Source organism: Candidatus Endolissoclinum faulkneri L5 (assembly GCF_000510265.1).
In the GTDB taxonomy this organism is placed as follows: Bacteria; Pseudomonadota; Alphaproteobacteria; order Thalassobaculales; family Thalassobaculaceae; genus Thalassobaculum; species Thalassobaculum faulkneri_A.
In genome coordinates, this window is sequence record NZ_CP006745.1 from 204,554 (window position 1) to 231,024 (window position 26,471).

Sequence of the window (26,471 nt, forward strand, 5' to 3'; positions counted from 1 at the left end):
TTTATGAACAATTATTAGAGTTATGCCCACGAGCAGCTTCGTCGCGATCAACTAACTCTATCACTGCCATCGGAGCAGCATCGCCATGACGAAATCCAGCCTTTATTATACGTATATATCCACCATTACGCTTTTTATAACGATTAGCTATAAAATTAAACAGTTTGCGGGTCATTGCATCGTCGTGTATTCGACTTGTTACAAGTCGACGAGCGTGTAGGTCACCGCGCTTTGCTAAAGTAATTATCTTTTCGACAATTGGCCGTAATTCTTTTGCCTTGGGTAAGGTGGTAATGATTTGTTCATGCTTAATTAGTGCTACTGCCATGTTTTTAAACATGGCTTTACGGTGAGAAGATGTACGGTTAAGTTTGCGACCATTATTGCTGTGACGCATAATACCAAACTCCTTATGTGCCGCGTCTTGTACGCTAAGGATGTAAGGAGAATCAGAATGTTTCTTCCAATCGCTTAGCTAGTTCATCTATATTGTCTGGAGGCCAAGCAGTAATTTTCATACCAAGTGAAAGACCAAGAGAGTTGAGCACTTCCTTAATCTCATTGAGAGACTTACGACCAAAATTTGGAGTACGAAGTAGTCCTGATTCAGTTGTTTGAACTAATTCACCAATATAAACGATATTATCATTTTTCAGGCAATTTGCCGAGCGGACTGAAAGCTCTAATTCTTCTACCTTACGTAACAGGTTTTTGTTAAATGGCAGATCGTTAGTTTCTTCGGTTTTGCCACGTTGAGCTGGCTCTTCGAAGTTTATAAAAAGTTGTAGTTGATCTTGCAAGATACGAGCAGCATAAGCTATAGAATCATCTGGAGTTAAAGAGCCATCAGTTTCAACTGTAATAGACAGTTTATCATAGTCTGTTACTTGACCTACACGAGTATTTTCTACTTTGTAAGCTACTTGACGAATTGGGCTGAAAATAGCATCAATTGGTATTAATCCAATTTGTGTATCTTCATGACGACTAGCCGAAGCAGGAACATATCCTCTGCCATTCGTTACAGTTAATTCCATAGACAAAGAAGCATTACGATCTAAAGTGCAGATTGCATGATCAGGATTCATAATCTCAATGTCTGATATCGCGTCAATATGACCTGCTTTCACTTCTCCTGGTCCTTTAACGTTTAGACGCATCTTTTTTTGGCTTTCACCATACATACGGATAGCAATTGCTTTAATATTTAAAATTATATCGGTTACGTCTTCACGGACACCAGGTATACTAGAAAACTCTTGAAGTACACCGTCAATCTGGACTGCAGTTATTGCGGCTCCTTGTAAAGACGAAAGAAGCACTCGACGCAAAGCGTTACCAAGCGTTAAACCAAATCCACGCTCTAACGGTTCTGCAACAATAGTTTTTTTGCGTTTAGCATCGTAACTCGCTTGAACATCAAGCTTCTTGGGCTTAATCAACGTCAGCCAATTTTTTTGTATCACAGCTCAACCTTTAATGTCAGTATATTTACACTGAACAATTAACGTAACAAACCCAGCTAAATTCAAATTAGCCAGAATGTTGACATCTTCTTTCATACTCGCCTACGTTTGCGCGGACGACAACCATTATGGGGGATTGGTGTGACATCGCGAATTGATATGACCTGAAAACCAACTGATTGCAATGCGCGTAAAGCAGATTCACGTCCCGATCCTGGCCCACTAACCTCGACATCTAGTGTTTTCATGCCATGCTCAACTGCTTTGCGACCAGCGCCTTCAGCAGCGATTTGAGCAGCGTAGGGGGTAGATTTGCGCGAGCCTTTAAATCCCATCTGACCGGCAGATGACCAAGAAATAGTATTTCCTTGAGCATCTGTAATAGTAATTATAGTATTGTTAAAAGAAGCATTTACATGTGCAACACCAGCAGTAATATTCTTTTTTTCTCGTCGACGAACACGTCCTTGAAGTGTTTGTTTTATCATTAACTTCCCTATCTCCTTAATATGATAATTTGGCCGATAAATTTATGCAAGAGTGAATTATTTCTTTTTACCGGCAATTGTTCTTGCCGGTCCTTTACGAGTTCGAGCGTTTGTGTGAGTACGTTGACCGCGGACAGGAAGACCCTTGCGGTGTCGAAGTCCACGATAGCAACCCAAATCCATTAATCTCTTTATGCTCATTGAGGTCAGTCTGCGTAAATCTCCTTCGACTACTAAATCACTATCAATGATTTCTCGCAATCGCAATAGTTCATCCTCAAAGATTTCTCGAACCCTTCGTTTGGCAGGTATACCAATCTGCGCACATAACTTTTGAGCAGTCGTGCGTCCAATGCCATGAACATAAGTTAACGCAATAACAACACGTTTCTGCGTAGGAATGTTTACACCAGCTATTCGAGCCATATTTGCTCTCCTTAGTCAAAATTCAAAGTTATTAAAACACAAAAATATCCGCGGGGGAAATTCCTAATTCTTATAAAGATACATAATTAATCAAAAACAATTAATCTATACTAATGTATAATTAGGTAAATTAATCTTTTAAACAGCAAGGATTTTTTCTATCTGATCGGCAACATCATTAATTGGTTTCATACCATCTATAACATTTAAGACGACTCTGTCTTGGTAATATTGCAATATCGAAGAAGTCTGCTGATGATAAACATCCATTCGCTTACGTATGGTATCTTCGTTGTCATCGCTGCGGCTTTCTTCAGTCGCACGCTTACAAATACGCTTAATCATCTGTTCCTTGTCAACACAAAACTCTATTAGGTGATCTATTCGGAGGCTTTTTTGTGACAACAGATGCTCTAAAGCATCTGCTTGAGCGATGTTACGTGGGAAACCATCGAGAATAAATCCTTTTGAGCAGTCAGGATCATCAATACGCTCAGATATCATTTGCATAATTATATTATCTGATACTAAATTGCCAGCATCTATAACTGCTTTGATTTCATGCCCTATATTCGAAGCAGAAGAAATTGTTCTTCGTAACATATCGCCGGTAGATAAGTGTTTTATTCTCAAGTTTTTTTCAAGCCGCTTTGCTTGAGTACCCTTGCCTGCACCAGGTGGACCCAAAAAGATTAGGTTCATATGCGTTTACCCCTAAATCTTGATTTTTTAATTAGTTTCTCGTACTGATGAGTTAACAAATGCGACTGAATTTGACTTACTGTATCTATGGTAACAGTAACGATGATAAGTAAACTAGTACCACCAAAATAGAAAGGTACTGAAAACTGACTGATTAATAATTCTGGTAGAACACACACGAAGGATAAATAAGCAGCACCAATGACAGTCAATCGGGTTAATACAAAATTAAGATAATTAGAGGTGTTTTTACCTGGTCGGATACCTGGTAAAAAACCACTATATTTTCGCAGATTCTCGGCAGTTTCTTCTGGATTGAATACAATTGCAGTGTAAAAGAAAGAAAAAAATACAATTAAGCATACGTAAATTGCTATGTAAAGCGGATTGCCGTGGCCAAGTAAAGTAGTGACTTTTGATAACCAATCACTTGGTGCATTGTTTTTACCTGCTGATAAGCTTGCGACGGTAATTGGCATCAATAGTAGAGAACTGGCAAAAATTGGCGGTATTACGCCAGATACATTGATCTTTAAGGGCAGATGCGAGCTATCGCCACTAGTCATGCGATTGCCAAGTTGACGTTTTGGATATTGCACAAGAATTTTGCGTTGAGAGCGTTCGATAAAACAGATAAAAGCGATTACAGCCCAACCCATGATCAAAAGAATCGGGATGCCAATGGCCGGCAGTGCTCCTGTACGACCTAGCTCAAACAAGTTGGCTATAGCGGAGGGTAGATTGGCAACAATGCCAGAGAATATGATGAGTGAGACACCATTGCCTATACCACGAGCAGTAATTTGCTCTCCTAGCCACATTAGAAAAATAGTACCACCAACCAATGTGATTAGCGTAGTTGTGCGGAAAAATGTACCAGGATTTAGAACAGCCCCCCATTCACCAAAGCCAGATAGCGATTCAAGACCAACAGCAATTCCATAGGATTGAAAAGATGCTAAAATAACGGTCAGATAGCGTGTGTATTGATTAATCCTTTTACGACCAATTTCACCTTCTTTTTTTATGGATTCCAGAGCAGGAATAACAGACGCCATAAGCTGCATAATGATAGCAGCCGAGATGTAGGGCATAATATTAAGTGCAAAAATTGTCATACGACTTAATGCACCGCCGGAAAACATGTTAAAGATATCCAACATGTCGCCTTGAGTATTATGAAATATTTGTTTTAGAACTTCTGGATCGATCCCAGGTACAGGAATGTATGTACCAAGCCTGTATAGTATTAGGGCACCTAGCGTAAACCAGATACGCTTCTTTAATTCCGTTGCCCTTGAAAAGGCGCTAAAGCTTAGCTGTGAGCTGATATGGTCAACATTAGTAGCCATGATGACTTCTTCCTGTTGTCCTAAGCAGATTCCGACCCAGAAATAGGGTAGAGACAGAAAAATATGGCATATAAAAGATAGTTTACTTTGACATAGACCTTGCTTTTTTAGCAAGGTCTATGTCAATTGAACCGCCGATTTTTTCTATGGCGCTGATCGCAGCTTTAGAAGCGGCAGTAACTTTGAAATTAACCTTTGAGATTATTCTACCATTCGCTAAGAGTCGTACTCCATTCTTAGAATGGCCAGCGAGACCAATATCTTTAAGCAATATCTCATCTATTTCTTGGGCTGTATTTATCTTGCCAGCATCGATTGCAGATTGTACGCTACCTAGGTTAATTAAATAAAAATCTTTAGTAAAGTTATAATTATTGAAGCCACGCTTAGGCAGACGTCGATAAATTGGCATTTGGCCGCCTTCAAAACCATCAATAGATACACCGCAACGCGCTTTTTGACCTTTGTGTCCTTTACAGCAAGTTTTACCCATACCAGAGCCGATACCTCGACCGATCCGTTTGCGTGGTCGAGTCGATCCATTATTATCTTTAATCTCGTTTAATTGCACCATTCAATTCTCGTCTAAGTATTCTCAATCAAAAATATAAAAGGAATATTCCTGACAGAAGTCAGCGACATAGCTAGTCAATCAATGTTAATAATTTCAATTAGGTGTTTAACTTTGCCAATCATTCCTTGCACTTCGGGGGTATTATCAAGCCTACTTTCACGCCTAAGCTTACCAAGGCCAAGGCCTTTTAGAGTTGCTATTTGACTTTTTTTACGACCTAAACCACTACGAATCTGTCGCACTTTAATTATTGTTTTATCTAGCATCATTAGGTTTCTATTATTTTGTACTAGCAGAATATACTGCACTGCTTTGCTGCCTATCGCGATGAAAAATTTCTGCTACTTTTTTGCCTCTCCTAGCGGCGACAAATCTTGGCGGATGAATGTTACATAAGGCTCCAAATGTTGCCTTAATAATATTGTGCGGGTTTGATGTACCAATCGATTTAGCAACAATGTCCTGCACGCCAAGTATTTCAAAAATAGCTCGCATCGGCCCACCAGCAATTATACCAGTACCCGCCGGTGCTGCGCGTAATACGACACGACCTGCTCCAAAACGACCGCTAATATCGTGGTGTAAGGTACGCCCCTCACGTAATGGGACCCTAATCATTGAGCGTTTAGCTTGCTCTGCTGCTTTACGAATGGCCTCAGGAACTTCACGCGCTTTACCAGATCCATGACCAACTCGTCCGCGCTTATCCCCTACTATAACAATAGCGGCAAAACCAAAACGACGACCACCCTTGACAACCTTAGCCACACGATTGATACCTACCAATTTTTCAGTCAGATCGCTTTCTTGTCGATCACGATCTCTATTGCGATCTTTTTTGTCATGACGTGCCATCTATTACTCTTTCTTAGAACCTAAGGCCGAATTTGCGTGCTGCGTCAGCAAGCGATTTAACACGACCGTGATACATATATCCTCCTCGATCAAACACTACTTTATGCAGCCCTTTTTCGATCCCACGTAACGCTAATAACCTACCAACGGCTTGAGCTGCAGCTTTATCCGCGCCTGTCTTCAAGGAGCTCTTTAGCTCTTTATCAATAGAAGAAGCTGATACAACCGTATTACCATCGACTAAATTAATGATTTGAGCATAAATATTTTTAGATGATCTAAATACTGACAATCGTTTACGATCGCCAGCACTACGATTAATTTTCGCACGATTTCGCATCTTACGACGCTTAAACATTTCAGTAGCTGAAAGCATCAGAAAACTCCTATTTCTTTTTACCTTCCTTAATAAGGATAATCTCATTAGCGTATTTGATGCCCTTACCTTTAAAAGGTTCTGGCGGACGGAATGCTCGAATTTCTGCTGCAAGTTGACCAACCCGTTGTTTGTCTGCTCCTTTTATAGAAATCGTGGTCGTACGTTCGCATTTTATTGTGATCCCCTTAGGAATAAATAATCTCACAGGATGACTAAAACCCAGTGCTAATTCCAGATTAGCATCCACAATTGCAGCACGATAACCTACACCGCTAATCTCAAGATCAATAGTATAACCAATTGAAACACCGATGATAATATTGTTAATCAGAGATCTGGTAGTACCCCACATAGCTCGCGCTTGTTTAGTATTACGTTTTGGAGTAAGCTTTATAAGATCACCTTCTTGCACGACATTAACTTGTGGTAATATTGGTGCCGATAAAGCTCCAAGTATGCCGACTGCTTTAACTTCTTTATTAGCAATTTCAATTTTTACATTATTTGGAACTGCTATTGGATATTTACCGACACGTGACATGATATATTCCTAATCAGAATACCCGACAAAGGATTTCGCCGCCGACATTAAATACACGAGCCTCATGATCAGACATTACACCACGCGGTGTCGATAAAATTGCAATCCCAAGACCGTTATAAACGCGTTGCAAGTTCCTTATTTTGGAATAGACTCGAAGACCGGGAGTAGATACCCGCGCAATTTTTCTTATTACTGGCTCACCTTCAAAATATTTTAATTCGATTTCAATGTTAGTGACGCCACTGCGAATATTATCTTGCGAATAAGTATTTATATATCCTTCACGCTGTAAAACATCGAGCACATTTTTGCGCAAACGCGAAGCTGGTGTAACAACGACTGACTTACGTGCATTCTGACCGTTGCGAATCCTTGTCAGCATATCACCAAGAGGATCACTCATGGACATTTATCGCCTGCCTTTACCAACTTGACTTGATCAAGCCTGGAATTTGACCAGTAGAACCCAAAGCGCGTAGCGCAATCCTTGAAAGCTTGAATTTGCGATATACGCCTCTTGGGCGCCCTGTAAGTTCACAACGATTACGAATACGTTCTTTAGCGCCATTTTTAGTAAGCCTTTGCATTCTAAGTTGTGCTGCAAAACGTTCTTCAATGGGCGTTGAGCGATTCATTACAATCGCCTTTAAACGTGCACGCTTTGTGGCTTGCTGCAGATGTAGCCTGCGATTAGAATTGTTCCTTTCAATAGCGCTTTTCTTAGCCATATGATCCTCTAAATTTGATTAATTAATGAACGGAAAATGAAAATTTTTAAGTAATTCACGTGCTTCGTTATCAGTATTAGCACTAGTAACTACAATAATATCCATGCCCTTAATGCTATCAACTTTATCATAGTCAATTTCCGGAAACACAATTTGCTCTCTAATGCCCATAGAATAGTTACCACGACCATCAAAGCTTTTTGGGTTTAGTCCTCGAAAATCTCTCACTCTTGGTAGGGCAATATTTATTAAGCGATCTAAAAATTCATACATTCTATCACGACGTAATGTTACTTTTACGCCGATTGGCGTATTGGCACGCAACTTGAAGCTTGCAATAGACTTTTTAGCGCGTGTCACTACTGGTTTTTGTCCAGCGATTAAAGCAACCTCATTAATGGCCGCCTGAATTTTTTTGCTATCTCTAACAGCTTCGCCGACGCTCATATTTAAGATTACTTTAAGTACCTTAGGAATCTGATGTACATTGTTGTAGCCAAACGTGAACTGCAAATTTGGGCGTATTCGCTCAATGTATTCTTTGTATAAACGAGTCATCAAGCTTTACCTTGCAAGCAAGTATGTATTAATCAATTGGCCAGATCGTTTAGCAAGGCGAACCTTCTTTCCATCTCTTTCTTCGAAACGAATACGAGTAGACTTACCTGACTGAGGATCTACATGCATGACGTTAGATATATCTAATGTAGCTTCACGTTTAATAATACCCCCAGGTGAATTTTGGCTCGGACGTTTATGACGTTTGATGATATTTATACCTTCTACAACTAAACGATTGTCTGAGGGTATTACTCGCAATACTTTACCAGCTTTACCTTTGTCGCGACCGGTGATAACTACTACCCAATCTCCTTTTCTAATACGCGCTGACATTATAAAACCTCCGGAGCCAATGAAATAATCTTCATAAACTTCTTAGCACGAAGCTCGCGGGTTACCGGACCAAATATTCTAGTACCGATCGGCTCTCCTTGCTTGTTAATCAGCACGGCAGCATTTTTGTCAAATCGTATAGTAGTTCCATCTTTACGACGAATTTCTTTAGCGGTGCGAACAATGACCGCACGATGCACATCGCCCTTTTTTACGCGTCCTAGAGGAATTGCTTCCTTAACAGATACGACGATGATATCGGCAATCGAAGCAAACTTACGCTTTGAACCACCGAGTACCTTAATACATTGCAAGCTTCGAGCACCAGAATTATCCGCCACTTGAAGATTCGTCTGCATTTGAATCATGACCTGCTATCCTTTAATTATTACGGTTTACTTCAGGCCCCACAGTACGATCGTATAAAACTGCAAATTTTTTATTTTTTGAAATTGGAGCACACTCCATTATACGCACCGCATCTCCTTGTTTAAAGCAATTCTTAGGATCATGAGCAGAAAATCTATGTGAACGTGTTATAAACTTTTTATATAGTGGATGCATAACCCGCCTCTGGACATTCACAATTATAGTTTTATCGCTTTTGCTGTTTACGACTATACCTTGAAGAATGCGCTTTGGCATTGCTTTTCTCCCAACCTTTTAGTCATACTTACTTTAAAGGCATTGCTTGAGCCTTTTCGCTAATAATTGTCTTCACCTGAGCAATTTCACGTCGGACTAAGCGTGCACGATTAAAGTCTTTAATCTGTGCATTTGCTTTTTGAAAGCGTAGATTAAATGCTTCTTTACGCAATTGCAGGAGATGTTCTTTTAATTGGTCCGGCGACCTTGTTCTAAGATTGTTAAGAGCCTTAGTCTTATTCACCATAATGTAATTTGCTCCTAATTACTCACTTAAACGCACTACAAATCGAGTATCAACCGGGAGCTTCATAGAAGCAAGGCAAAATGCCTCCTTGGCTAGGTCTTTTGATACACCATCTAATTCAAACATAATCCTACCAGGCTTTATACGACAGACCCAAAACTCGGGAGAGCCTTTGCCCTTACCCATACGGACTTCAGCTGGTTTACTCGATACCGGTATGTCTGGAAAAATTCTGATCCATAATCGACCTGTACGGCGAATATGACGTGTTATTGCGCGGCGAGCAGATTCAATCTGACGCGCCGTTACACGTTCTGGTGTAATAGCTTTAAGGCCGTATGCGCCAAAATTTAGCAACGTGCCACTCTTTGATAAACCATGAATGCGTCCCTTATGAGCTTTACGGAACTTCGTACGTTTGGGGAAAAGCATTTATTTTCACCTTTCGCTGAACGGTCAACGGCGATCACCAACAGAATTTATATGCTGCTCAGCTAAGCGTTTATCTTGTGCCATAGGATCATGAACTAGCACTTCACCCTTAAATACCCACACCTTTACACCACAACTACCGTAGGTAGTGTAAGCAGTAGCTTCACCATAATCGATTTCTGCTCTTAATGTGTGAAGGGATACTCTTCCTTCGCGATACCACTCGGTACGCGCGATTTCTGCTCCACCTAGACGGCCACTACAATTAATTCGAATTCCCATTGCACCAAGGCGCATTGCCGATTGGACGGCTCTCTTCATTGCGCGACGAAAAGCTACCCGTCGCTCAAGCTGTTGAGCAATATTTTCCGCAACAAGATGAGCGTCGATCTCGGGTTTGCGTATCTCCACTATATTCAGTGCGACATCTGTATCGGTTAGTTTGGATAAGTATTGACGAAGCTTTTCTATATCAGTACCCTTCTTACCGATTACGACGCCCGGACGAGCCGAATATATAGTAATACGAGCGCGTTTAGCTGGACGTTCGATAACAATGCGGCTAACACCAGATTGACGCAAACGCTCCGTCAAGTATTGACGGAGCTTGATGTCTTGATGTAGTAGCTCAGCATAACCTTTACTAGCAAACCAGCGTGAATCCCAGGTACGATTAATACCGAGACGCAGCCCTATGGGATTAACTTTATGACCCATTAGGTTGCTCCCTGAGCTCACTTACGATTACGGTGATGTGGCTAAATGGCCTTTTAATTCGACCTAACAACCCACGTGCTCTAGGGCGAAAGCGCTTCATTGTTATACTCTTGCCTACAAAAGCCTCTTTAACAAAAAGTCTATCGACGTCAAGTTGGTGGTTATTCTCAGCGTTGGCAATAGCAGATTCCAGAAGCTTCTTCACGTCATGTGCAATCTGGCGCTTGGAAAAAGCTAAAGTAGCTAAAGCATGATTTGCACGTTGACCGCGAATCATTTGTGCAACCAGATTTAGTTTTTGTACACTGACACGTACATTACGTAGTATAGCCTTAGCTTCTCTATTATCAAGTCGTTTTCCAAACATTCTTTTACCCACTGCCCGCTCCTTTTAGTCTTATCGACGTGATTTCTTATCTGCAGCATGACCGTAATAAGTGCGTGTTGGCGAGAATTCACCAAACTTATGCCCTACCATGTTTTCGCTAACAAGAACCGGAATAAATTTACGGCCATTGTGTACGCCAAAAGTTAGTCCGACAAACTGCGGCATAATGGTCGAACGTCGCGACCAAGTTTTGATAACTTCATTTCGACCGGATTTGCGGGACTTTTCAGCCTTCTTTAGCAAATAACCATCGACGAAGGGTCCCTTCCAAACGGATCTAGCCACTAAAAACTTCTCCTTACTTCCGACGACGGCGAACAATAAACTTATCAGTTGCCTTATTGTTACGCGTCTTCTTGCCCTTAGTTGATTTACCCCACGGGGTGACTGGATGACGACCACCTGAGGTCCTACCTTCACCACCACCATGCGGATGATCGACTGGATTCATGGCAACACCGCGCACAGTTGGACGTCTTCCTAACCAGCGATTTCGGCCAGCCTTACCTAATTTAATGTTTTGCTGTTCAGGGTTTGATACAGCACCTATAGTAGCCTTACATTCAGCGCGCACCATGCGAATCTCACCCGAGCTCAAACGAAGTAGAGCGTAGCCAGAATCACGACCGACAATTTGGACATAAGTACCAGCAGAACGAGCAAGTTGACCGCCTTTTTTAGGCTTTAACTCAACATTGTGGACTATAGTACCGATCGGTATGCTGCTCAATTGCATAGAATTGCCTGGTTTTACATCTACGCGTTCACCGGCAATAATTTTATCTCCGATATTAAGACGCTGCGGAGCTAAAATATAATTTTGTTCTCCGTCTTCGTAATTGACAAGAGCAATAAAAGCTGTCCGATTCGGATCGTATTCAATACGCTCTACAGTGGCGGTTACATTTAACTTAGAACGTTTAAAATCAACAATTCTGTAGGTCCTCTTGTGACCTCCTCCCCGGTGGCGAACAGTTATACGGCCGGTATTATTACGACCAGATTTTTTGCCAATACCTCTGGTTAGCTTTTTAATTGGTTTACCAGACCACAGCTCCGAGCGATCAATACTAATTAGCTGACGCCGCGATGGAGTAGTTGGATTAAATGACCTTAAAGTCATAAATTTATATTCCTACCATCAAATCAATCTTCTGCCCTTTGGCTAGAATAATAATAGCCTTCTTGTAGTTAGAACGACGACCCAATCTCCCTCGATAACGTTTTATCTTACCTTTAATCAATAGAGTATTAATTGAACTTACTTTTACATTAAATAAATCTTCAACAGCCTGCTTAATTTCTGGTTTGGCTGATTTAACAGGAACCTCAAACGTTACTTGACCGAAATTAGATCCAGCAGTCGACTTTTCAGTTACTATTGGACGACGAAGCAATTCATAAGCTCGCTCACTGCTTACATTACTAAATTTTGGTTTGTATGGAGTGACAGTCATCTCAAGCGAATCTCCAGTTGTTCGACAGCAACTTTGGTTAAAACTAAAGTTTCACGACGGAGAATATCGTAGACATTAGCGCCTTGCTGTGGCAACAGATCCACTAACGGAATGTTACGCACGGCGTAGGCAAAATTTTTATTCAATACTCCTCCGTCAATAACCAGCACTGACAGCCAGCCAAGTAATTTAAATCTTGCTGCTAGTGGTTTTGTTTTGGGCCTATCGGCACTTGCTTCATCGATAACAACCAGTTTGCCATCCTTAAATTTCGTTGATAGCGCAATTTTTAAGCCCAGTTTCCGAAATTTTTTAGTAAGTTGGTATTTATGACTACGAACAACTGGTCCATGGACTGTTTGTCCGCCACGAAAATGAGTTGTCCTCATTGAACCTTGACGAGCGCGACCAGTACCTTTTTGACGAAATGGCTTTTTAGTTGTTCCAGATATTTCTGAGATACCCTTGGTTTTATGATTACCACTACGACGCTTGGCCAGTTGCCAATTTATTACTCGGGCTAAAATATCCTTACGTGTTTCAAGGCCAAATATCGACTTATCAAGATAAATCTCGCCGGTCTTCTTTGCGTCAAGATTAACGGTGTCAATTTTCATGACTTCAACTATTCTCCTCAGCGTTTTTCATCGTGACAGATTGTATTTAAGGAATTGTCAACAGAACCGTTTACTGCTTCTGAGAAAATAAACTACTATAAAGCTCCTTGATCATTTTTACGTCTATTTTTTTAGCCCAGCTGGATATGGAGCATTTTTTGGCATACCAATTTTTACTGAGTCTCTGAGCAACACACAACTTCCCTTAGAACCAGGCACGGATCCTTGTACAAGGATCAAGCCACGGGAAGGACTAGTAGAAACAATAGTCAGGTTTTGAACAGTAATCCGCTCGTTACCCATGTGACCAGCCATTTTTTTTCCAGGAAATACTCGGCCAGGATCTTGATTGTTTCCGGTAGAGCCGTGGGAGCGATGTGATAATGAAACTCCGTGTGACGCTCTTAAACCACCAAAATTATGCCTCTTCATTACACCAGCGAAACCTTTACCAATGGAAACACCTATCGCATCAACTTTTTGTCCTACAATAAAATGTTCAACGGATAATTCGGAACCAATTTCGATAAGAGCATCATCAGAAATACGAAACTCAGCTAACTTACGTTTGGGATTAACTCCTGCTTTGGCAAAATGACCACGCATTGGCAGGGTAGTACTACTGATCTTTTTGCATCCAACTCCTAATTGCAATGCGCTGTACCCATCTTTTTCCTTAGTTCGTTGAGCAATGACTCGACAATCCTCAATTATTAATACAGTAACTGGAATATGCTTACCTTCTTTAGTAAGAAGTCGCGTCATGCCAAGTTTATAAGAAATTAGTCCTGAACGCATCGTGCTGACTACCTCAGAGTTTAATCTCGACATCCACACCAGAAGCTAAATCAAGCTTCATTAATGCATCTACGGTTTGTGGAGTTGGATCAACTATATCAAGAACTCTTTTGTGAGTTTTAATTTCAAACTGCTCCCGACTTTTTTTGTCGATATGTGGACCTCGTAGTACAGTAAAACGCTCGATACGAGTCGGGAGAGGAATAGGACCACGCACGCTTGCTCCAGTGCGCTTAGCTGTGTTTACAATTTCACAGGTCGACTGGTCAAGGACTCGGTGATCAAATGCCTTCAGACGGATGCGAATGTTTTGACTGTCCATCTTTCCGCTACTTTCAATCGCGTTGAATAACTAAGCCGTTGTCATCGCGCAAAAAAAAAATGCGAAAGCCTATAAAAGCGCTTTTGCTTCTGGCCACTTAAATATTGTGCTGCCCTAAAACACGAAAAAGGTATCCAATCAGTTAAAAGTTAACTAAATCACAGCTAATCGAGAGAGTACTAAGCAAACTGTTAGTCCTAAAAGGCATCGTCAAGTAGCAACTTTAGATTTATAGAGAGATAATACTCATTTCTAACACCAAGGCAAAGGCTAATCTGGATAAAAAATTAATTATTCTAAAAATAAACGATATACTGTAAATTCTTACAAGAAGATAACTAAGGAACAAATCTTAATAAAATCTGGATTATCAATCTCGCAAGTAGACAATGGCAAATATTAAAATAATTTATGCTATTTTTTACATATTTCATCAGTTATAGTCTTAGGGACAGGCTTATAATGGTCAAATTGCATACTATACTGAGCTCGACCTTGACTCATAGAGCGAAGAGTATTGACGTATCCAAACATGTTTGCTAAAGGCACCATGGCATCGATAACACGAGCATTGCTGCGATGTCCCATTCCATTAACATGGCCGCGACGGCTACTCAAGTCTCCTATAATGTCACCCATATAATCTTCAGGAGTGATAATCTCAACCTTCATAATTGGTTCTAATAAAATCGGAGCAGCTTTTGCCATTCCTTCATTCAAAGCAGCGCGAGAAGCTATTTCAAATGCTAATACACTGGAGTCTACATCGTGATAGGCTCCATCTGTTAAAGTAATCTTCATGTCAACAACAGGAAAGCCATCAAGTACCCCAGTAGTCAAAGCTGAATTTAGACCTTTTTCAACACCAGGTATATACTCACGTGGTACTGATCCACCAAATATGGCGTTTTCGAAAAGAAAACCCTTCCCTCTTTCTTGGGGAGAAAGAGTCAGTTTAACGCGAGCAAACTGGCCAGCACCGCCAGTTTGCTTTTTATGAGTATAATCAATCTCAACTGTTTTGGTAATTGATTCACGATAAGCTACTTGGGGTGCACCCACATTAGCTTCAACTTTAAATTCGCGACGCATACGATCGATTAAAATATCCAAATGAAGTTCACCCATACCTTTAATAACCGTTTGTCCACTTTCAGGATCAGAAGTAACGCGAAAAGAAGGATCCTCTGTGGCTAAACGACTAAGGGCAACCCCCATCTTTTCCTGATCTCCCTTAGTTTTTGGTTCTACTGCAACTTCAATAACTGGATTGGGAAATTCCATTCGCTCTAAAATTACTGGTTTTAGCTGATCACACAGTGTATCGCCAGTAGTCGTATGTTTAATACCTGCTAAAGCTACTATATCGCCAGCACGTGCTTCTTTTATATCCTCACGATTATTTGAATGCATAAGAAGCATACGACCGACACGTTCACGCTTATTTTTAATAGTATTCATTATTGAGCAACCAGTTGCTAAAACACCAGAATAAATGCGGGCAAACGTCAGTGAACCAACAAAAGGATCGTTCATAATCTTAAATGCTAATGCGGCAAATGGTTCTTCATCAGAGGATTTACGTATTATTTCGGTTTTACCGTCAATGGATATCCCCTTTATGGCTTTAACATCCATTGGAGAAGGCAGATAGTCAATCACAGCATCAAGCAGCGGCTGAACGCCTTTATTTTTAAAAGCTGAACCCAAAAACACAGGAACGAAACTACCATCCAATACTCCCTTGCGGATGCATGCACGAAGCATTTTTTCTGTCAATTCATTACCATCTAGATAAGCCTCCATAGCAGCGTCATCCGCTTCAATAGCTAACTCAATCATTCTTTGGCGATAATCAGCTGCTTTACTAGCTAAATGCAGTGGTATTTCATCAATCTCAAAGTTTGCGCCTAATGATTCATCCATCCAGCGCACAGATTTCATAGCTACAAGATCAACAATACCGACGAAATTAGATTCTACACCAATCGGCAATTGCATAATTATTGGCGTAGCACCTAGACGCTCCACAATCATATTTACGCAGCGAAAAAAGTCAGCACCTATACGATCCATCTTGTTGACAAAACAGATACGTGGCACACTGTACTTATCGGCTTGGCGCCAGACAGTTTCAGACTGTGGCTCAACACCAGCAACACTATCAAATACAGCAATAGCACCATCTAATACACGCAAAGAACGTTCTACCTCAATTGTAAAGTCAACATGACCTGGGGTGTCAATAAGATTAATACGACATTCGCGCCAAAAGCAGGTAGTTGCAGCTGAAGTTATTGTGATGCCGCGCTCCTGCTCTTGTTCCATCCAATCCATAGTTGCATTACCGTCATGAACTTCGCCGATCTTGTAGGAACGACCAGTATAGTATAGAATTCTTTCAGTTGTTGTCGTTTTGCCAGCGTCGATGTGGGCCATGATACCAATATTGCGATACATTTCTAGTGGATGAGTACGATACATTGAGCGTGTCACTAAAATTTAAAGTTTTGGGCGTTAAAGAAAAAAAACAACAAATATTTGAATAAAAGAAGTTTAGTTTTAATTGCTAGCGGCAATTACCAACGATAATGAGAAAAAGCTTTATTAGCATCAGCCATCCGATGAGTATCTTCACGTTTCTTAACTGCTGAGCCACGGTTTTGAGCTGCATCCCTTAATTCAGCAGATAACTTTTGCATCATGGTTTTTTCAGAGCGCTTGCGGGCAGCATTAATCAACCAGCGAATGGCTAACGCTTGAGCGCGCTCAGGGCGAACCTCAATGGGAACTTGATAAGTAGCTCCACCGACACGACGAGAACGAACCTCCACACGGGGCTTTACATTGTCTAAGGCCTCATGAAACGTTCGAATCGCCGTAACTCCAATTCGTCCTTCAAGAATATCAAATGCACCATAAACTATAGCCTCAGCTACTGAGCGTTTACCGTCGTACATCAAACAGCTCATAAATTTAGAAACGACTGGGTCACCAAAATGAGCATCTGGCAATATATGGCGCTTTACTGCGCGATGGCGACGCGACACGATATAATCTCCTTACTTTGGACGTTTCGCGCCGTACTTTGAACGACGTTGACGACGATCCTTAACACCTTGCGTATCAAGTGCGCCACGAATAATATGATAGCGAACGCCCGGAAGGTCTTTTACACGACCGCCACGAATCATGACAACTGAATGTTCTTGAAGATTATGACCTTCTCCCGGAATATAGCTGATAACCTCAAATCCATTGGTTAAACGAATGCGAGCTACTTTACGCAAGGCAGAATTTGGTTTTTTTGGTGTAGTCGTGTAAACACGTGTGCAAACACCACGTTTTTGCGGACATGACTGCAGAGCAGGAACTTTATTACGGGCTACTGGCACCCTACGGCCGTAACGAATTAGCTGATTAATTGTTGGCATAATTAAAATCTCATAAAAAATAAAAACTATTATTTATATTGAATTAAAAATATCTACTATTAATGCATACAAAACTATCTCGTAATAACAATTTGCATCTGCTGCAAGTCAATCAACTAGAAAAACACAGTAACACTCAGTTAGGAGAAATAATATTAAAATTCTTTCTTATAGTCAAGACAATTATATGCAAACTAAAAATTAACACATATATTCTTACACACTAGACACTTGAGCGATAAAATGTAATTAAAATATTGAACTAATCGTAATCTACATAGTGATTATTTCCTAAACTTAGATGACAGATTAATTAATTTTTTGCTACTAAGGGCATCGAGGACTAATCATTGATCACGATCTGCAGCTACTCTACGCAGACGGCTCATAACACTCCCCGTGCCTGCAGGTATAAGGTGACCGACAATGACGTTTTCCTTTAGTCCGTCTAGACCATCTTCTTTTCCGGAAACAGCAGCTTCAGTTAAAACACGAGTAGTTTCTTGAAAAGACGCTGCAGAGATAAAAGACTTTGTTTGAAGTGAGGCTTTAGTGATACCCTGAAGTACCGGCTTAGCTACAGCTGGGTGCAAATCACTCGCTAAGGCTTTATCATTAGCTTTCTTGTATTCGTCACGGTCAATGTTTTCGCCTAAAAGTAAAGTTGTATCGCCAGTTTTGATTACTTCAACTTTTTGTAACATCTGGCGAACAATTACTTCGATATGCTTATCGTTAATCTTAACCCCTTGCAAACGATAAACTTCTTGAATTTCATTAATAAGATAGTCAGCTAGAGCTTCAATACCCATAATGCCTAGAATATCATGCGGAACTCGTGCTCCATCAAGTAACATATCACCTTTTTGTACAAAATCTCCTTCTTGAACAGCTAAATGCTTGCCTTTTGGGATCATATACTCTATCGGAGTAGCGTTTTTTTCCACTGGACGTACTATAACCCGACGTTTGGTTTTATAATCTTTACCAAACTCTATTTTACCGGCAGTTTCTGTAATTACAGCAAAGTCCTTTGGACGACGAGCTTCGAAGAGTTCAGCCACGCGTGGTAAACCACCAGTGATGTCACGAGTTTTTGAGGATTCACGCGGGATACGTGCTAGAACGTCGCCGGCTTTTACTTGCGAACCATTATCAACGGATAATACAGCATCGACTGACATGAAATAGCGAGCTTCCAAGCCGTTAGAAAGTTGGATTAACTCACCTGAGGTATTACGTAAAGTTATGCGTGGCTTTAACTCGCTTCCTTTGGCCTGCTGCTTCCAGTCAATCACTACACGAGACGAGATACCAGTAGCTTCATCTGTTACCTCGCGCATGGACAAGCCTTCTACCAAGTCGACGTAATGAGTAATACCTTCACGCTCAGTGATAATGGGGATGGTATAAGGATCCCATTCTGCCATCTTGTAGCCAGACTCGACAACAACACCGTCATCGACAAATAATTTAGCTCCGTAAGGTACGCGATGACGTGCTCGCTCACGTCCTTGCTCGTCAAGCAAAATGATTTCAGTGTTACGATTCATTACTATTAATACTCCATCAGAGTTAGTAACAACACTGCGATTATGTAACTGTACAATTGTACCAAAAGTAGCCTCAACAGTAGATTGCTCAGCACCGCGTTGAGCAGCACCACCTATATGGAATGTTCTCATAGTTAGCTGTGTCCCAGGCTCACCGATTGATTGAGCGGCAATTACACCAACTGCCTCGCCAATGTTTACCAGTGTACCACGAGCCAAATCACGGCCATAACAGACAGCACAGACACCAGGATGTGTTCTACATGTTAGAACCGAGCGTATCAAAACCGAATCAATATTTGCGCGTTCAATTTCCTCAACCATTGTTTCGTCTATAGTTTGGCCCTTTTTAATAATTACTGCACCATTAACTGGATCTAGCACTTCATTCACTGTAGTACGACCGAGGATACGGTCTCCTAAAGGTTCTATTACTTCACCTCCGTCTATCACTGGTTTTACGGTTATACCGTTTGAGGTACCACAATCAACTTCTGTAACAATACAATCCTGAGCAACGTCGACCAAACGACGGGTTAAATAACCTGAATTTGCTGTCTTGAGCGCAGTGTCAGCTAGCCCCTTACGGGCACCATGAGTTGAATTAAAGTACTCAAGGACAGTTAAACCTTCTTTAAAGTTAGAAATGATAGGAGTTTCAATGATTTCGCCGGATGGCTTAGCCATCAGGCCGCGCATACCGGCTAGTTGTTTAATTTGATTAGCAGAACCACGTGCACCGGAATGTGCCATCATCCATACGGCATTTACAGGATTTACGCCGTCATCCTCCTTAATTACTGACATCATTCTATCGGCTACTTGATCTGTGCAACGGGACCACACATCAACTACCTTGTTGTATTTTTCACCTTGAGTAATCAGACCATCAAGATATTGCTGCTCAAGTTGCTTGACTTCCTCATTAGCACTCTCAACTAAACTTTGTTTAGCATCCGGAATTACTAAGTCATCTTTACCAAAGGAAATGCTTGCACGACAAGCATGACTAAACCCTAAACTCATTAAACGATCTGCAAAAACTACTGTCTCTTTTTGTCCACAGTGACGATACACCATGTCAATAATGTTAGATACTTCCTTTTTTGTCATCAGGCAGTTAATCATTTCGAAGCCTAATTTTGGACTATCCGGGAGCAGCAAAGATAACTTAAGTCTGCCAGGTGTGGTTTTTACACGCCTAACTACCTTGTTGCCATTTACATCATATGTAGCTATGCGAGCTTGTATTTTTGTATACAAAGTTACTATACCGTTATCAATGGCATGATCAACTTCGTATGGATCAGCAAATATCATACCTTCGCCTGGTTGATTTTCGCGCTCCATAGTTAAGTGGTAGAGTCCCAGGATAATGTCTTGTGATGGAACAATGATTGGCTTTCCGTTGGCTGGACTTAAAATATTGTTGGTTGACATCATAAGCACACGAGCTTCCAGTTGAGCCTCCAAAGATAACGGTACGTGAACTGCCATTTGGTCGCCGTCAAAATCAGCATTGAACGCTGTACAAACTAGCGGATGAAGTTGAATTGCTTTGCCTTCAACAAGCTTTGGCTCAAATGCTTGAATGCCAAGACGATGCAAGGTAGGTGCACGATTTAACATAACTGGGTGTTCGCGAATCACCTCTTCCAAAATATCCCAAACCTCAGGGCGCTCTTTTTCAACCATACGCTTTGCAGCCTTTATGGTGCTGGCCATACCGTAAAGCTCAAGCTTTGAATAGATAAACGGCTTAAACAACTCCAATGCCATTTTTTTTGGCAGCCCACACTGATGTAATAGTAGATCTGGACCCACTACTATAACAGAACGGCCCGAATAGTCGACACGCTTACCTAATAAATTTTGACGAAAGCGACCCTGTTTCCCCTTTAGCATCCCACTAAGCGACTTTAATGGCCGCTTATTGGCACCTGTGATAACGCGTCCGCGACGGCCATTGTCAAACAAAGCATCAACTGCTTCTTGCAGCATTCTCTTCTCATTGCGTACAATGATATCTGGCGCACGAAGTTCTATCAAACGCTTTAAACGGTTGTTGCGATTAATCACACGGCGATACAGGTCGTTTAAATCGGATGTAGCAAAGCGACCACCATCCAATGGCACCAGGGGACGCAACTCAGGTGGAATCACTGGGATTACATCCATGATCATCCATTCTGGGCGAGAGTCAGATTCTTGAAATGCTTCAATTATTTTTAAGCGCTTAACTAGTTTTTTACGCCTAGCTTCAGAACCAGTTTCGCGTAATTCTACGCTAATTGCACTACGTGTAGCCTCCATGTCTAAGCGAGAAAGAATGGTTTTCAGAGCTTCAGCACCCATTTGGGCGACGAAAGCGTTATTACCATATTCATCTTGTGCTTGATAATACTCTTCTTCGCTGAGAAGCTGCTTGTCTTTCAATGGAGATAACAGAGGGTCAGTAACCATAAAGTTCTCAAAGTACAAAACTTTTTCTAGATCTTTTAGAGTCATATCTAGCAGAAGACCGATGCGACTAGGTAGTGATTTAAGAAACCAAATATGCACGACAGGTGAAGCCAGATCAATATGACCCATTCGCTCACGGCGTACCTTTGAAAGTGTAACCTCCACACCACATTTCTCACAGGTGATACCGCGATACTTCATACGTTTGTATTTGCCACATAAACACTCGTAATCCTTAATAGGACCGAAGATTCTAGCACAAAACAAACCGTCGCGCTCAGGTTTAAAAGTTCGGTAATTAATAGTCTCTGGTTTTTTAATTTCACCAAAAGACCATGATTTCATGCGATCTTGGCTAGCAATTGAGATTTGGATAGTGTCAAATCTTTGTAGTCCGCTCGGCCGACCAAAAATGTTCACTAACTCGTTCAATCCAAGCACTCCTAGCGCTACTGCCTTGTTTGTAGGTCATGTTGTTGCTTCAATATTGCTCTGTTTTTACGATAGCTATTTCATTAGCTAACTGGCTAAAGGCATCTAACTTTTGCCATTTTCCGTTACTGATTTTCTTGATTCAGCTGGACATTAAGCCCGAGTGAACGCAGTTCTTTTACCAAAACATTAAAAGATTCCGGAATACCTGCTTCAAAGTTGTCTTCTCCGCGAACTATAGATTCGTATACTTTAGTACGACCAGATACGTCATCAGATTTAACAGTAAGCATTTCTTGCAGAGTATATGCTGCTCCGTAGGCTTCAAGGGCCCAGACCTCCATTTCACCGAAACGCTGGCCGCCAAATTGCGCTTTGCCGCCCAATGGCTGTTGAGTTACAAGACTGTATGGACCTATGGAACGTGCATGAATTTTATCATCCACTAAATGATGTAGCTTAAGCATATAAATATACCCGACTGTTACTCTGCGATCAAACTTTTCTCCAGTGCGACCATCCCATAAATCTACCTGACCGCTCGAATCGAGCCCTGCAATTTGTAGCATATTAACGATATCTTCTTCACTGGCACCATCAAAAACCGGAGTCGCCATCGGTACTCCGTGTTGAAGATTGCGGGACATTTCGACAATCTCTTTGTCATCTAAACAAGCAATCTTTTGATTGTATTCGTTGCTAGAGTATATTTTTTTAAGCTTATCACGCAGAGCAGATATTCTAACATCTTGATCAAGTGTTTCAATAAGTTCACGAATTTGACGTCCTAGATTAGCTGCAGCCCATCCAAGGTGAGTTTCTAAGATTTGCCCAACATTCATTCTAGAAGGTACACCTAGTGGATTTAGTACTATATCTACTGGGGTACCGTCTTCTAAGTATGGCATGTCCTCTATAGGGTTAATTTTTGAAATGACGCCTTTGTTACCATGACGACCAGCCATTTTATCGCCTGGCTGTAGCTTGCGCTTAGCCGCAATAAATACCTTAACCATTTTCATTACGCCGGGTGGAAGCTCGTCGCCACTGTGTAGTTTATTTGCTTTATTATCAAATATATTATTAAGTTGCTCAATTGATTTGTCAAAATTTTCTTTCATGCTCTCTAGATGGTCCATAAGTTGGTTGTCTTCGACAACCAACTGACGCCACTGGCCAGGAGTGTATTTAGCAAAAACTTCCTCTGTTAGAGGACCTATCTTAAATCCTCTTGGACCGCTGATTCCGATTTTACCTAATAGCAATTTCTTTAGACGGTCAAAAAAACCACGTTCTAATATCGCACGCTCGTCGTCACGGTCTTTAGCGAGACGTTCAATTTCCAAACGCTCAATAGCTTGGCTACGTTCATCTTTTTCAATACCTCGACGAGAAAATGCTCTAACCTCAACGACAGTGCCAGTTACTCCAGGAGGTACCTTTAGGGAAGTATCACGCACGTCGGAGGCTTTTTCACCAAAGATTGCACGTAGTAATTTTTCTTCGGGTGTTATTGGAGATTCACCCTTCGGAGTTACCTTGCCGACTAATATATCGCCTGGATTAACTTCGGCACCTATATAGACTATGCCAGCCTCGTCTAGATTTCTTAAAGTTTCTTCACCAACGTTTGGGATATCTCTGGTAATTTCTTCCTGACCTAGTTTAGTATCGCGAGCCATAACCTCAAATTCCTCTATGTGGATTGAGGTGAACAAATCATCTCGGACAATGCGTTCGGAGATCAGAATGGAATCTTCGAAATTATACCCGTTCCACGGCATAAAAGCGACAAGCACATTTTTACCAAGCGCAAGTTCGCCCATCTCAGTAGATGGGCCATCAGCTATTATGTCACCACATTTAACGGTCTCGCCGACGGATACCAGCGGCTGTTGAGTTATACAGGTGCTCTGATTAGAACGTTGAAACTTCAGTAATTGGTAAATATCAACATTCGAAGCCGTACCTTCTAGATTTTCATTAGCTAGGATAACGATGCGTTGCGCATCTACTTGGTCGATTACTCCAGACCTTTTGGCTATAATAGCTACACCACTATCGCGAGCCACAATCGCTTCCATGCCAGTACCTACATACGGTGCTTCAGCCTGAAGGAGTGGAACAGCTTGACGTTGCATGTTTGACCCCATCAGTGCGCGATTAGCATCATCATTTTCTAAAAAAGGAATTAGCGCGGCGGCTACAGATACAAGCTGTTTTGGAGACACATCAAGCATATCAATATCTTCTGGGCGAGCAAAACCAAAGTCACCGCGACGGCGAACCGGTACCAATTCTTCGTTAAACTTGCCATCATCATCAACCTCAGTGTTTGCTTGAGCAATCGTGTAACGTCCTTCTTCCATAGCGGAAATATAGCACACTTCGTTGGTTACTAAACCATCCTTTACCTTACGGTATGGAGTTTCGATAAAGCCGTATTGATTAATTTTCGCATAAGTGGCTAAAGAATTTATTAGACCGATATTTGGGCCTTCCGGCGTCTCTATTGGACAAATTCTCCCATAATGAGTGGGATGTACATCACGAACTTCGAAACCGGCACGCTCACGAGTTAACCCACCAGGACCAAGCGCTGAAAGGCGACGTTTGTGAGTGATTTCAGATAAGGGGTTGGTCTGATCCATAAATTGAGAAAGTTGCGATGAACCAAAAAATTCGCGAACTGCCGCTACTGCTGGCTTAGCATTAATTAAGTCGTGCGGCATAGCAGTATCGATATCTATCGAGCTCATTCGCTCGCGGATTGCACGTTCCATGCGCAGCAATCCCAGACGGTATTGGTTTTCCATAAGCTCACCTACTGATCTTACCCGGCGATTACCAAGGTGATCAATATCGTCAATTTCTCCTTTACCGTCCTTTAAATCAACCAATACTTTAAGAATGGCCAATATATCTTCTTTGCGGAGAACACGAAGCTGATCATCAGTTTCCATTAGAAGACGAGCGTTCATTTTTACTCGACCCACTGCAGACAGATCGTAACGTTCGGCATCAAAGAATAGACCGGTAAAAAGCGCTTCAGCAGTTTCAAGTGTTGGTGGCTCACCTGGACGCATAACTCTATAGATGTCGACTAAAGCTTCTTCGCGAGTGGTATTTTTGTCGACAGCTAAAGTATTCCTTATATAAGCGCCAAAATTCATATGGTCGATTGCTAGGACTGTTAGCTCAGTAACACCAATGGAATATAATACTTCGAGTAGATCGTTGGTAATTTCCTCGCCGGCATCGCAATGTACTAGACCGGAATTCTCATCAATCATATCGGCGCCAATATATTGGCCTATTAGCTGTTCACTTGGAACAAAGATGTTTTTCAAGCCGTTTTCAAGTAATTTACGTATAGTCCTCGGGGTGATTTTATCACCGGCCTCAGCTACTACTTCACCTGTATCAGCATCAATTAAGTCATCAGTCAATTTCTTACTCTTCATGCGATTAGCGTCAAAGGGTAGTCGCCAGCCATCACCATCTCTAACATAGTTTATTTTATCATAGAAGACACTAAGAATATCCTCGGCACTCATACCCACAACCTTCGCCCGCTGCACCTCGCTTCCTGTTGCATGACAATTCTTAATATAAGCCTCACTCTGATCAGACAAAAGAGCAAATAGGAGCGTTGTAGCGGGCAATTTACGACGGCGATCAATACGAACATAAGCTATGTCTTTGGCGTCAAATTCGAAGTCCAGCCAGGAACCGCGATATGGAATCACTCTTGCAGCAAACAAATGCTTTCCGGAGCTATGGGTTTTACCTTTGTCATGATCAAAGAATACACCAGGAGAGCGATGCATTTGACTGACTATTACACGCTCAGTACCGTTGATTATAAAGGTTCCATTATTTGTCATTAAAGGCATATCACCCATGTAGACATCTTGCTCTTTAATATCCTTTATCGACTTGAAAGCAGTTTCTTCGTCCATGTGCCAAACCACTAAACGCAAGGTTATCTTTAGCGGAGCAGAGAAGGTTAAGCCGCGCTGTTGACATTCTTCAACATCATATTTGGGATCCTCTAAAGTATAGCGTACGAATTCCAGCATGGATTGCTCTGAAAAGTTGCGAATTGGAAATATTGACTTGAAAACTTCTTGCAAACCAATATTACTTCGATTTTCCCCAGAAACGCCCATCTGGAGAAAAGCCTCATAAGAGCTTTTCTGAATTTCTATGAGATTTGGCATCGGCGCTACTTCGGGAATACTAGCAAAGTTTCGACGAACGCGCTTACAACCGGTAAAAGAGCCGACTGTGGAAACTGTCATCTTGCGACCTCGACCTTAAAACGTGTGACCCAAAAAGAACTTAATAAATCTTCTTTGAGCAAAGCGGTTTATTTATTTTTTAAACTTCTACCAGCATCAAGCAAAAGCATCTTAGCTATACGCTGCGGTATCTTTTCTGCAAGCAAATCTGCTCCATAAGTTAGAGCGTTTTCTAATACACCTTACTAAATACAGATTCAATCGAGAACTTTAGCTGAGAGGTAGGAAGCTAGACTGGGAGTAAATATTAGACC

Annotated in this window: 32 protein-coding genes; all 32 read right to left on the reverse strand. The window is 41.4% G+C overall.

What is annotated here, in order from left to right:
- Nucleotide 1: 1 nt before the first annotated feature.
- A complete protein-coding gene (gene rplQ, locus P856_RS00595) occupies nt 2-397 on the reverse strand; it encodes a 50S ribosomal protein L17 (protein ID WP_025300245.1) in 396 nt (131 codons plus the stop codon).
- Nucleotides 398-449: 52 nt separating this feature from the next.
- Nucleotides 450-1,466, reverse strand: coding sequence for a DNA-directed RNA polymerase subunit alpha (locus tag P856_RS00600; protein WP_025300246.1), 1,017 nt, complete (start codon nt 1,464-1,466; stop codon nt 450-452).
- 92 nt (nt 1,467-1,558) lie between these two features.
- The gene (gene rpsK / locus P856_RS00605; RefSeq protein ID WP_025300247.1) at nt 1,559-1,954 is read right to left on the reverse strand and encodes a 30S ribosomal protein S11; all 396 of its coding nucleotides are present in this window, start codon (nt 1,952-1,954) and stop codon (nt 1,559-1,561) included.
- A gap of 57 nt (nt 1,955-2,011) precedes the next feature.
- The gene (gene rpsM, locus P856_RS00610; RefSeq protein ID WP_025300248.1) at nt 2,012-2,380 is read right to left on the reverse strand and encodes a 30S ribosomal protein S13; all 369 of its coding nucleotides are present in this window, start codon (nt 2,378-2,380) and stop codon (nt 2,012-2,014) included.
- Nucleotides 2,381-2,518: 138 nt separating this feature from the next.
- Nucleotides 2,519-3,082, reverse strand: coding sequence for an adenylate kinase (locus tag P856_RS00615; protein WP_025300249.1), 564 nt, complete (start codon nt 3,080-3,082; stop codon nt 2,519-2,521).
- Nucleotides 3,079-4,434, reverse strand: a complete 1,356-nt coding sequence (gene secY, locus P856_RS00620) for a preprotein translocase subunit SecY (protein WP_025300250.1) — start codon at nt 4,432-4,434, stop codon at nt 3,079-3,081. Before secY ends, P856_RS00615 begins: the two co-directional genes overlap by 4 nt.
- Before the next feature lie 82 nt (nt 4,435-4,516).
- Nucleotides 4,517-5,008 (reverse strand): 50S ribosomal protein L15, encoded by a 492-nt coding sequence (gene rplO / locus P856_RS00625; RefSeq protein ID WP_144079713.1) that lies wholly within the window; start codon nt 5,006-5,008, stop codon nt 4,517-4,519.
- A 74-nt stretch (nt 5,009-5,082) separates the two neighbouring features.
- A complete protein-coding gene (gene rpmD, locus P856_RS00630) occupies nt 5,083-5,277 on the reverse strand; it encodes a 50S ribosomal protein L30 (protein ID WP_081713419.1) in 195 nt (64 codons plus the stop codon).
- Between the two features lie 10 nt (nt 5,278-5,287).
- A complete protein-coding gene (gene rpsE, locus P856_RS00635) occupies nt 5,288-5,863 on the reverse strand; it encodes a 30S ribosomal protein S5 (RefSeq protein WP_025300253.1) in 576 nt (191 codons plus the stop codon).
- A gap of 13 nt (nt 5,864-5,876) precedes the next feature.
- Nucleotides 5,877-6,239, reverse strand: coding sequence for a 50S ribosomal protein L18 (gene rplR / locus P856_RS00640; RefSeq protein WP_025300254.1), 363 nt, complete (start codon nt 6,237-6,239; stop codon nt 5,877-5,879).
- Between the two features lie 10 nt (nt 6,240-6,249).
- Entirely contained in the window at nt 6,250-6,783 is a 534-nt protein-coding gene (rplF, locus tag P856_RS00645; protein WP_025300255.1) for a 50S ribosomal protein L6, read from the reverse strand.
- A gap of 13 nt (nt 6,784-6,796) precedes the next feature.
- Nucleotides 6,797-7,195, reverse strand: a complete 399-nt coding sequence (rpsH, locus tag P856_RS00650; RefSeq protein ID WP_025300256.1) for a 30S ribosomal protein S8 — start codon at nt 7,193-7,195, stop codon at nt 6,797-6,799.
- A 13-nt stretch (nt 7,196-7,208) separates the two neighbouring features.
- Nucleotides 7,209-7,514, reverse strand: a complete 306-nt coding sequence (rpsN, locus tag P856_RS00655) for a 30S ribosomal protein S14 (protein WP_025300257.1) — start codon at nt 7,512-7,514, stop codon at nt 7,209-7,211.
- A gap of 18 nt (nt 7,515-7,532) precedes the next feature.
- Nucleotides 7,533-8,072, reverse strand: a complete 540-nt coding sequence (gene rplE, locus P856_RS00660; RefSeq protein ID WP_025300258.1) for a 50S ribosomal protein L5 — start codon at nt 8,070-8,072, stop codon at nt 7,533-7,535.
- A 6-nt stretch (nt 8,073-8,078) separates the two neighbouring features.
- Nucleotides 8,079-8,411 (reverse strand): 50S ribosomal protein L24, encoded by a 333-nt coding sequence (gene rplX, locus P856_RS00665; RefSeq protein WP_420885841.1) that lies wholly within the window; start codon nt 8,409-8,411, stop codon nt 8,079-8,081.
- Nucleotides 8,408-8,776, reverse strand: coding sequence for a 50S ribosomal protein L14 (rplN, locus tag P856_RS00670; RefSeq protein ID WP_025300260.1), 369 nt, complete (start codon nt 8,774-8,776; stop codon nt 8,408-8,410). Before rplN ends, rplX begins: the two co-directional genes overlap by 4 nt.
- 13 nt (nt 8,777-8,789) lie before the next feature.
- Nucleotides 8,790-9,053 (reverse strand): 30S ribosomal protein S17, encoded by a 264-nt coding sequence (gene rpsQ, locus P856_RS00675; protein WP_025300261.1) that lies wholly within the window; start codon nt 9,051-9,053, stop codon nt 8,790-8,792.
- A gap of 28 nt (nt 9,054-9,081) precedes the next feature.
- Nucleotides 9,082-9,300: a 50S ribosomal protein L29 gene (gene rpmC, locus P856_RS00680; protein WP_025300262.1), complete on the reverse strand. Its 219-nt coding sequence runs from the start codon at nt 9,298-9,300 to the stop codon at nt 9,082-9,084.
- Nucleotides 9,301-9,318: 18 nt separating this feature from the next.
- A complete protein-coding gene (gene rplP / locus P856_RS00685) occupies nt 9,319-9,732 on the reverse strand; it encodes a 50S ribosomal protein L16 (RefSeq protein ID WP_025300263.1) in 414 nt (137 codons plus the stop codon).
- A 24-nt stretch (nt 9,733-9,756) separates the two neighbouring features.
- Complete coding sequence (gene rpsC, locus P856_RS00690) at nt 9,757-10,449, reverse strand: 30S ribosomal protein S3 (protein WP_025300264.1); 693 nt, start codon at nt 10,447-10,449, stop codon at nt 9,757-9,759.
- Complete coding sequence (gene rplV / locus P856_RS00695) at nt 10,439-10,828, reverse strand: 50S ribosomal protein L22 (protein WP_025300265.1); 390 nt, start codon at nt 10,826-10,828, stop codon at nt 10,439-10,441. Before rplV ends, rpsC begins: the two co-directional genes overlap by 11 nt.
- 18 nt (nt 10,829-10,846) lie before the next feature.
- Nucleotides 10,847-11,122 carry a 30S ribosomal protein S19 gene (rpsS, locus tag P856_RS00700; RefSeq protein WP_025300266.1) on the reverse strand — a complete coding sequence of 92 codons (276 nt, stop codon included), beginning with the start codon at nt 11,120-11,122 and terminating at the stop codon, nt 10,847-10,849.
- A gap of 13 nt (nt 11,123-11,135) precedes the next feature.
- Nucleotides 11,136-11,960: a 50S ribosomal protein L2 gene (rplB, locus tag P856_RS00705; protein ID WP_025300267.1), complete on the reverse strand. Its 825-nt coding sequence runs from the start codon at nt 11,958-11,960 to the stop codon at nt 11,136-11,138.
- Nucleotides 11,961-11,964: 4 nt separating this feature from the next.
- Complete coding sequence (locus tag P856_RS00710) at nt 11,965-12,294, reverse strand: 50S ribosomal protein L23 (protein ID WP_025300268.1); 330 nt, start codon at nt 12,292-12,294, stop codon at nt 11,965-11,967.
- Nucleotides 12,291-12,911, reverse strand: coding sequence for a 50S ribosomal protein L4 (gene rplD, locus P856_RS00715; protein WP_025300269.1), 621 nt, complete (start codon nt 12,909-12,911; stop codon nt 12,291-12,293). Before rplD ends, P856_RS00710 begins: the two co-directional genes overlap by 4 nt.
- Before the next feature lie 123 nt (nt 12,912-13,034).
- Nucleotides 13,035-13,709 (reverse strand): 50S ribosomal protein L3, encoded by a 675-nt coding sequence (gene rplC / locus P856_RS00720; RefSeq protein WP_025300270.1) that lies wholly within the window; start codon nt 13,707-13,709, stop codon nt 13,035-13,037.
- 13 nt (nt 13,710-13,722) lie between these two features.
- Nucleotides 13,723-14,031 carry a 30S ribosomal protein S10 gene (gene rpsJ / locus P856_RS00725; protein WP_025300271.1) on the reverse strand — a complete coding sequence of 103 codons (309 nt, stop codon included), beginning with the start codon at nt 14,029-14,031 and terminating at the stop codon, nt 13,723-13,725.
- Nucleotides 14,032-14,445: 414 nt separating this feature from the next.
- Nucleotides 14,446-16,515 carry an elongation factor G gene (gene fusA, locus P856_RS00730; protein ID WP_025300272.1) on the reverse strand — a complete coding sequence of 690 codons (2,070 nt, stop codon included), beginning with the start codon at nt 16,513-16,515 and terminating at the stop codon, nt 14,446-14,448.
- Nucleotides 16,516-16,610: 95 nt separating this feature from the next.
- The gene (gene rpsG / locus P856_RS00735) at nt 16,611-17,081 is read right to left on the reverse strand and encodes a 30S ribosomal protein S7 (RefSeq protein WP_025300273.1); all 471 of its coding nucleotides are present in this window, start codon (nt 17,079-17,081) and stop codon (nt 16,611-16,613) included.
- A gap of 12 nt (nt 17,082-17,093) precedes the next feature.
- The gene (gene rpsL, locus P856_RS00740; RefSeq protein WP_025300274.1) at nt 17,094-17,465 is read right to left on the reverse strand and encodes a 30S ribosomal protein S12; all 372 of its coding nucleotides are present in this window, start codon (nt 17,463-17,465) and stop codon (nt 17,094-17,096) included.
- 347 nt (nt 17,466-17,812) lie between these two features.
- Nucleotides 17,813-21,913, reverse strand: a complete 4,101-nt coding sequence (gene rpoC, locus P856_RS00745) for a DNA-directed RNA polymerase subunit beta' (protein WP_044214954.1) — start codon at nt 21,911-21,913, stop codon at nt 17,813-17,815.
- Between the two features lie 125 nt (nt 21,914-22,038).
- Entirely contained in the window at nt 22,039-26,217 is a 4,179-nt protein-coding gene (rpoB, locus tag P856_RS00750) for a DNA-directed RNA polymerase subunit beta (RefSeq protein ID WP_025300275.1), read from the reverse strand.
- Between the last annotated feature and the right edge of the window lie 254 nt (nt 26,218-26,471).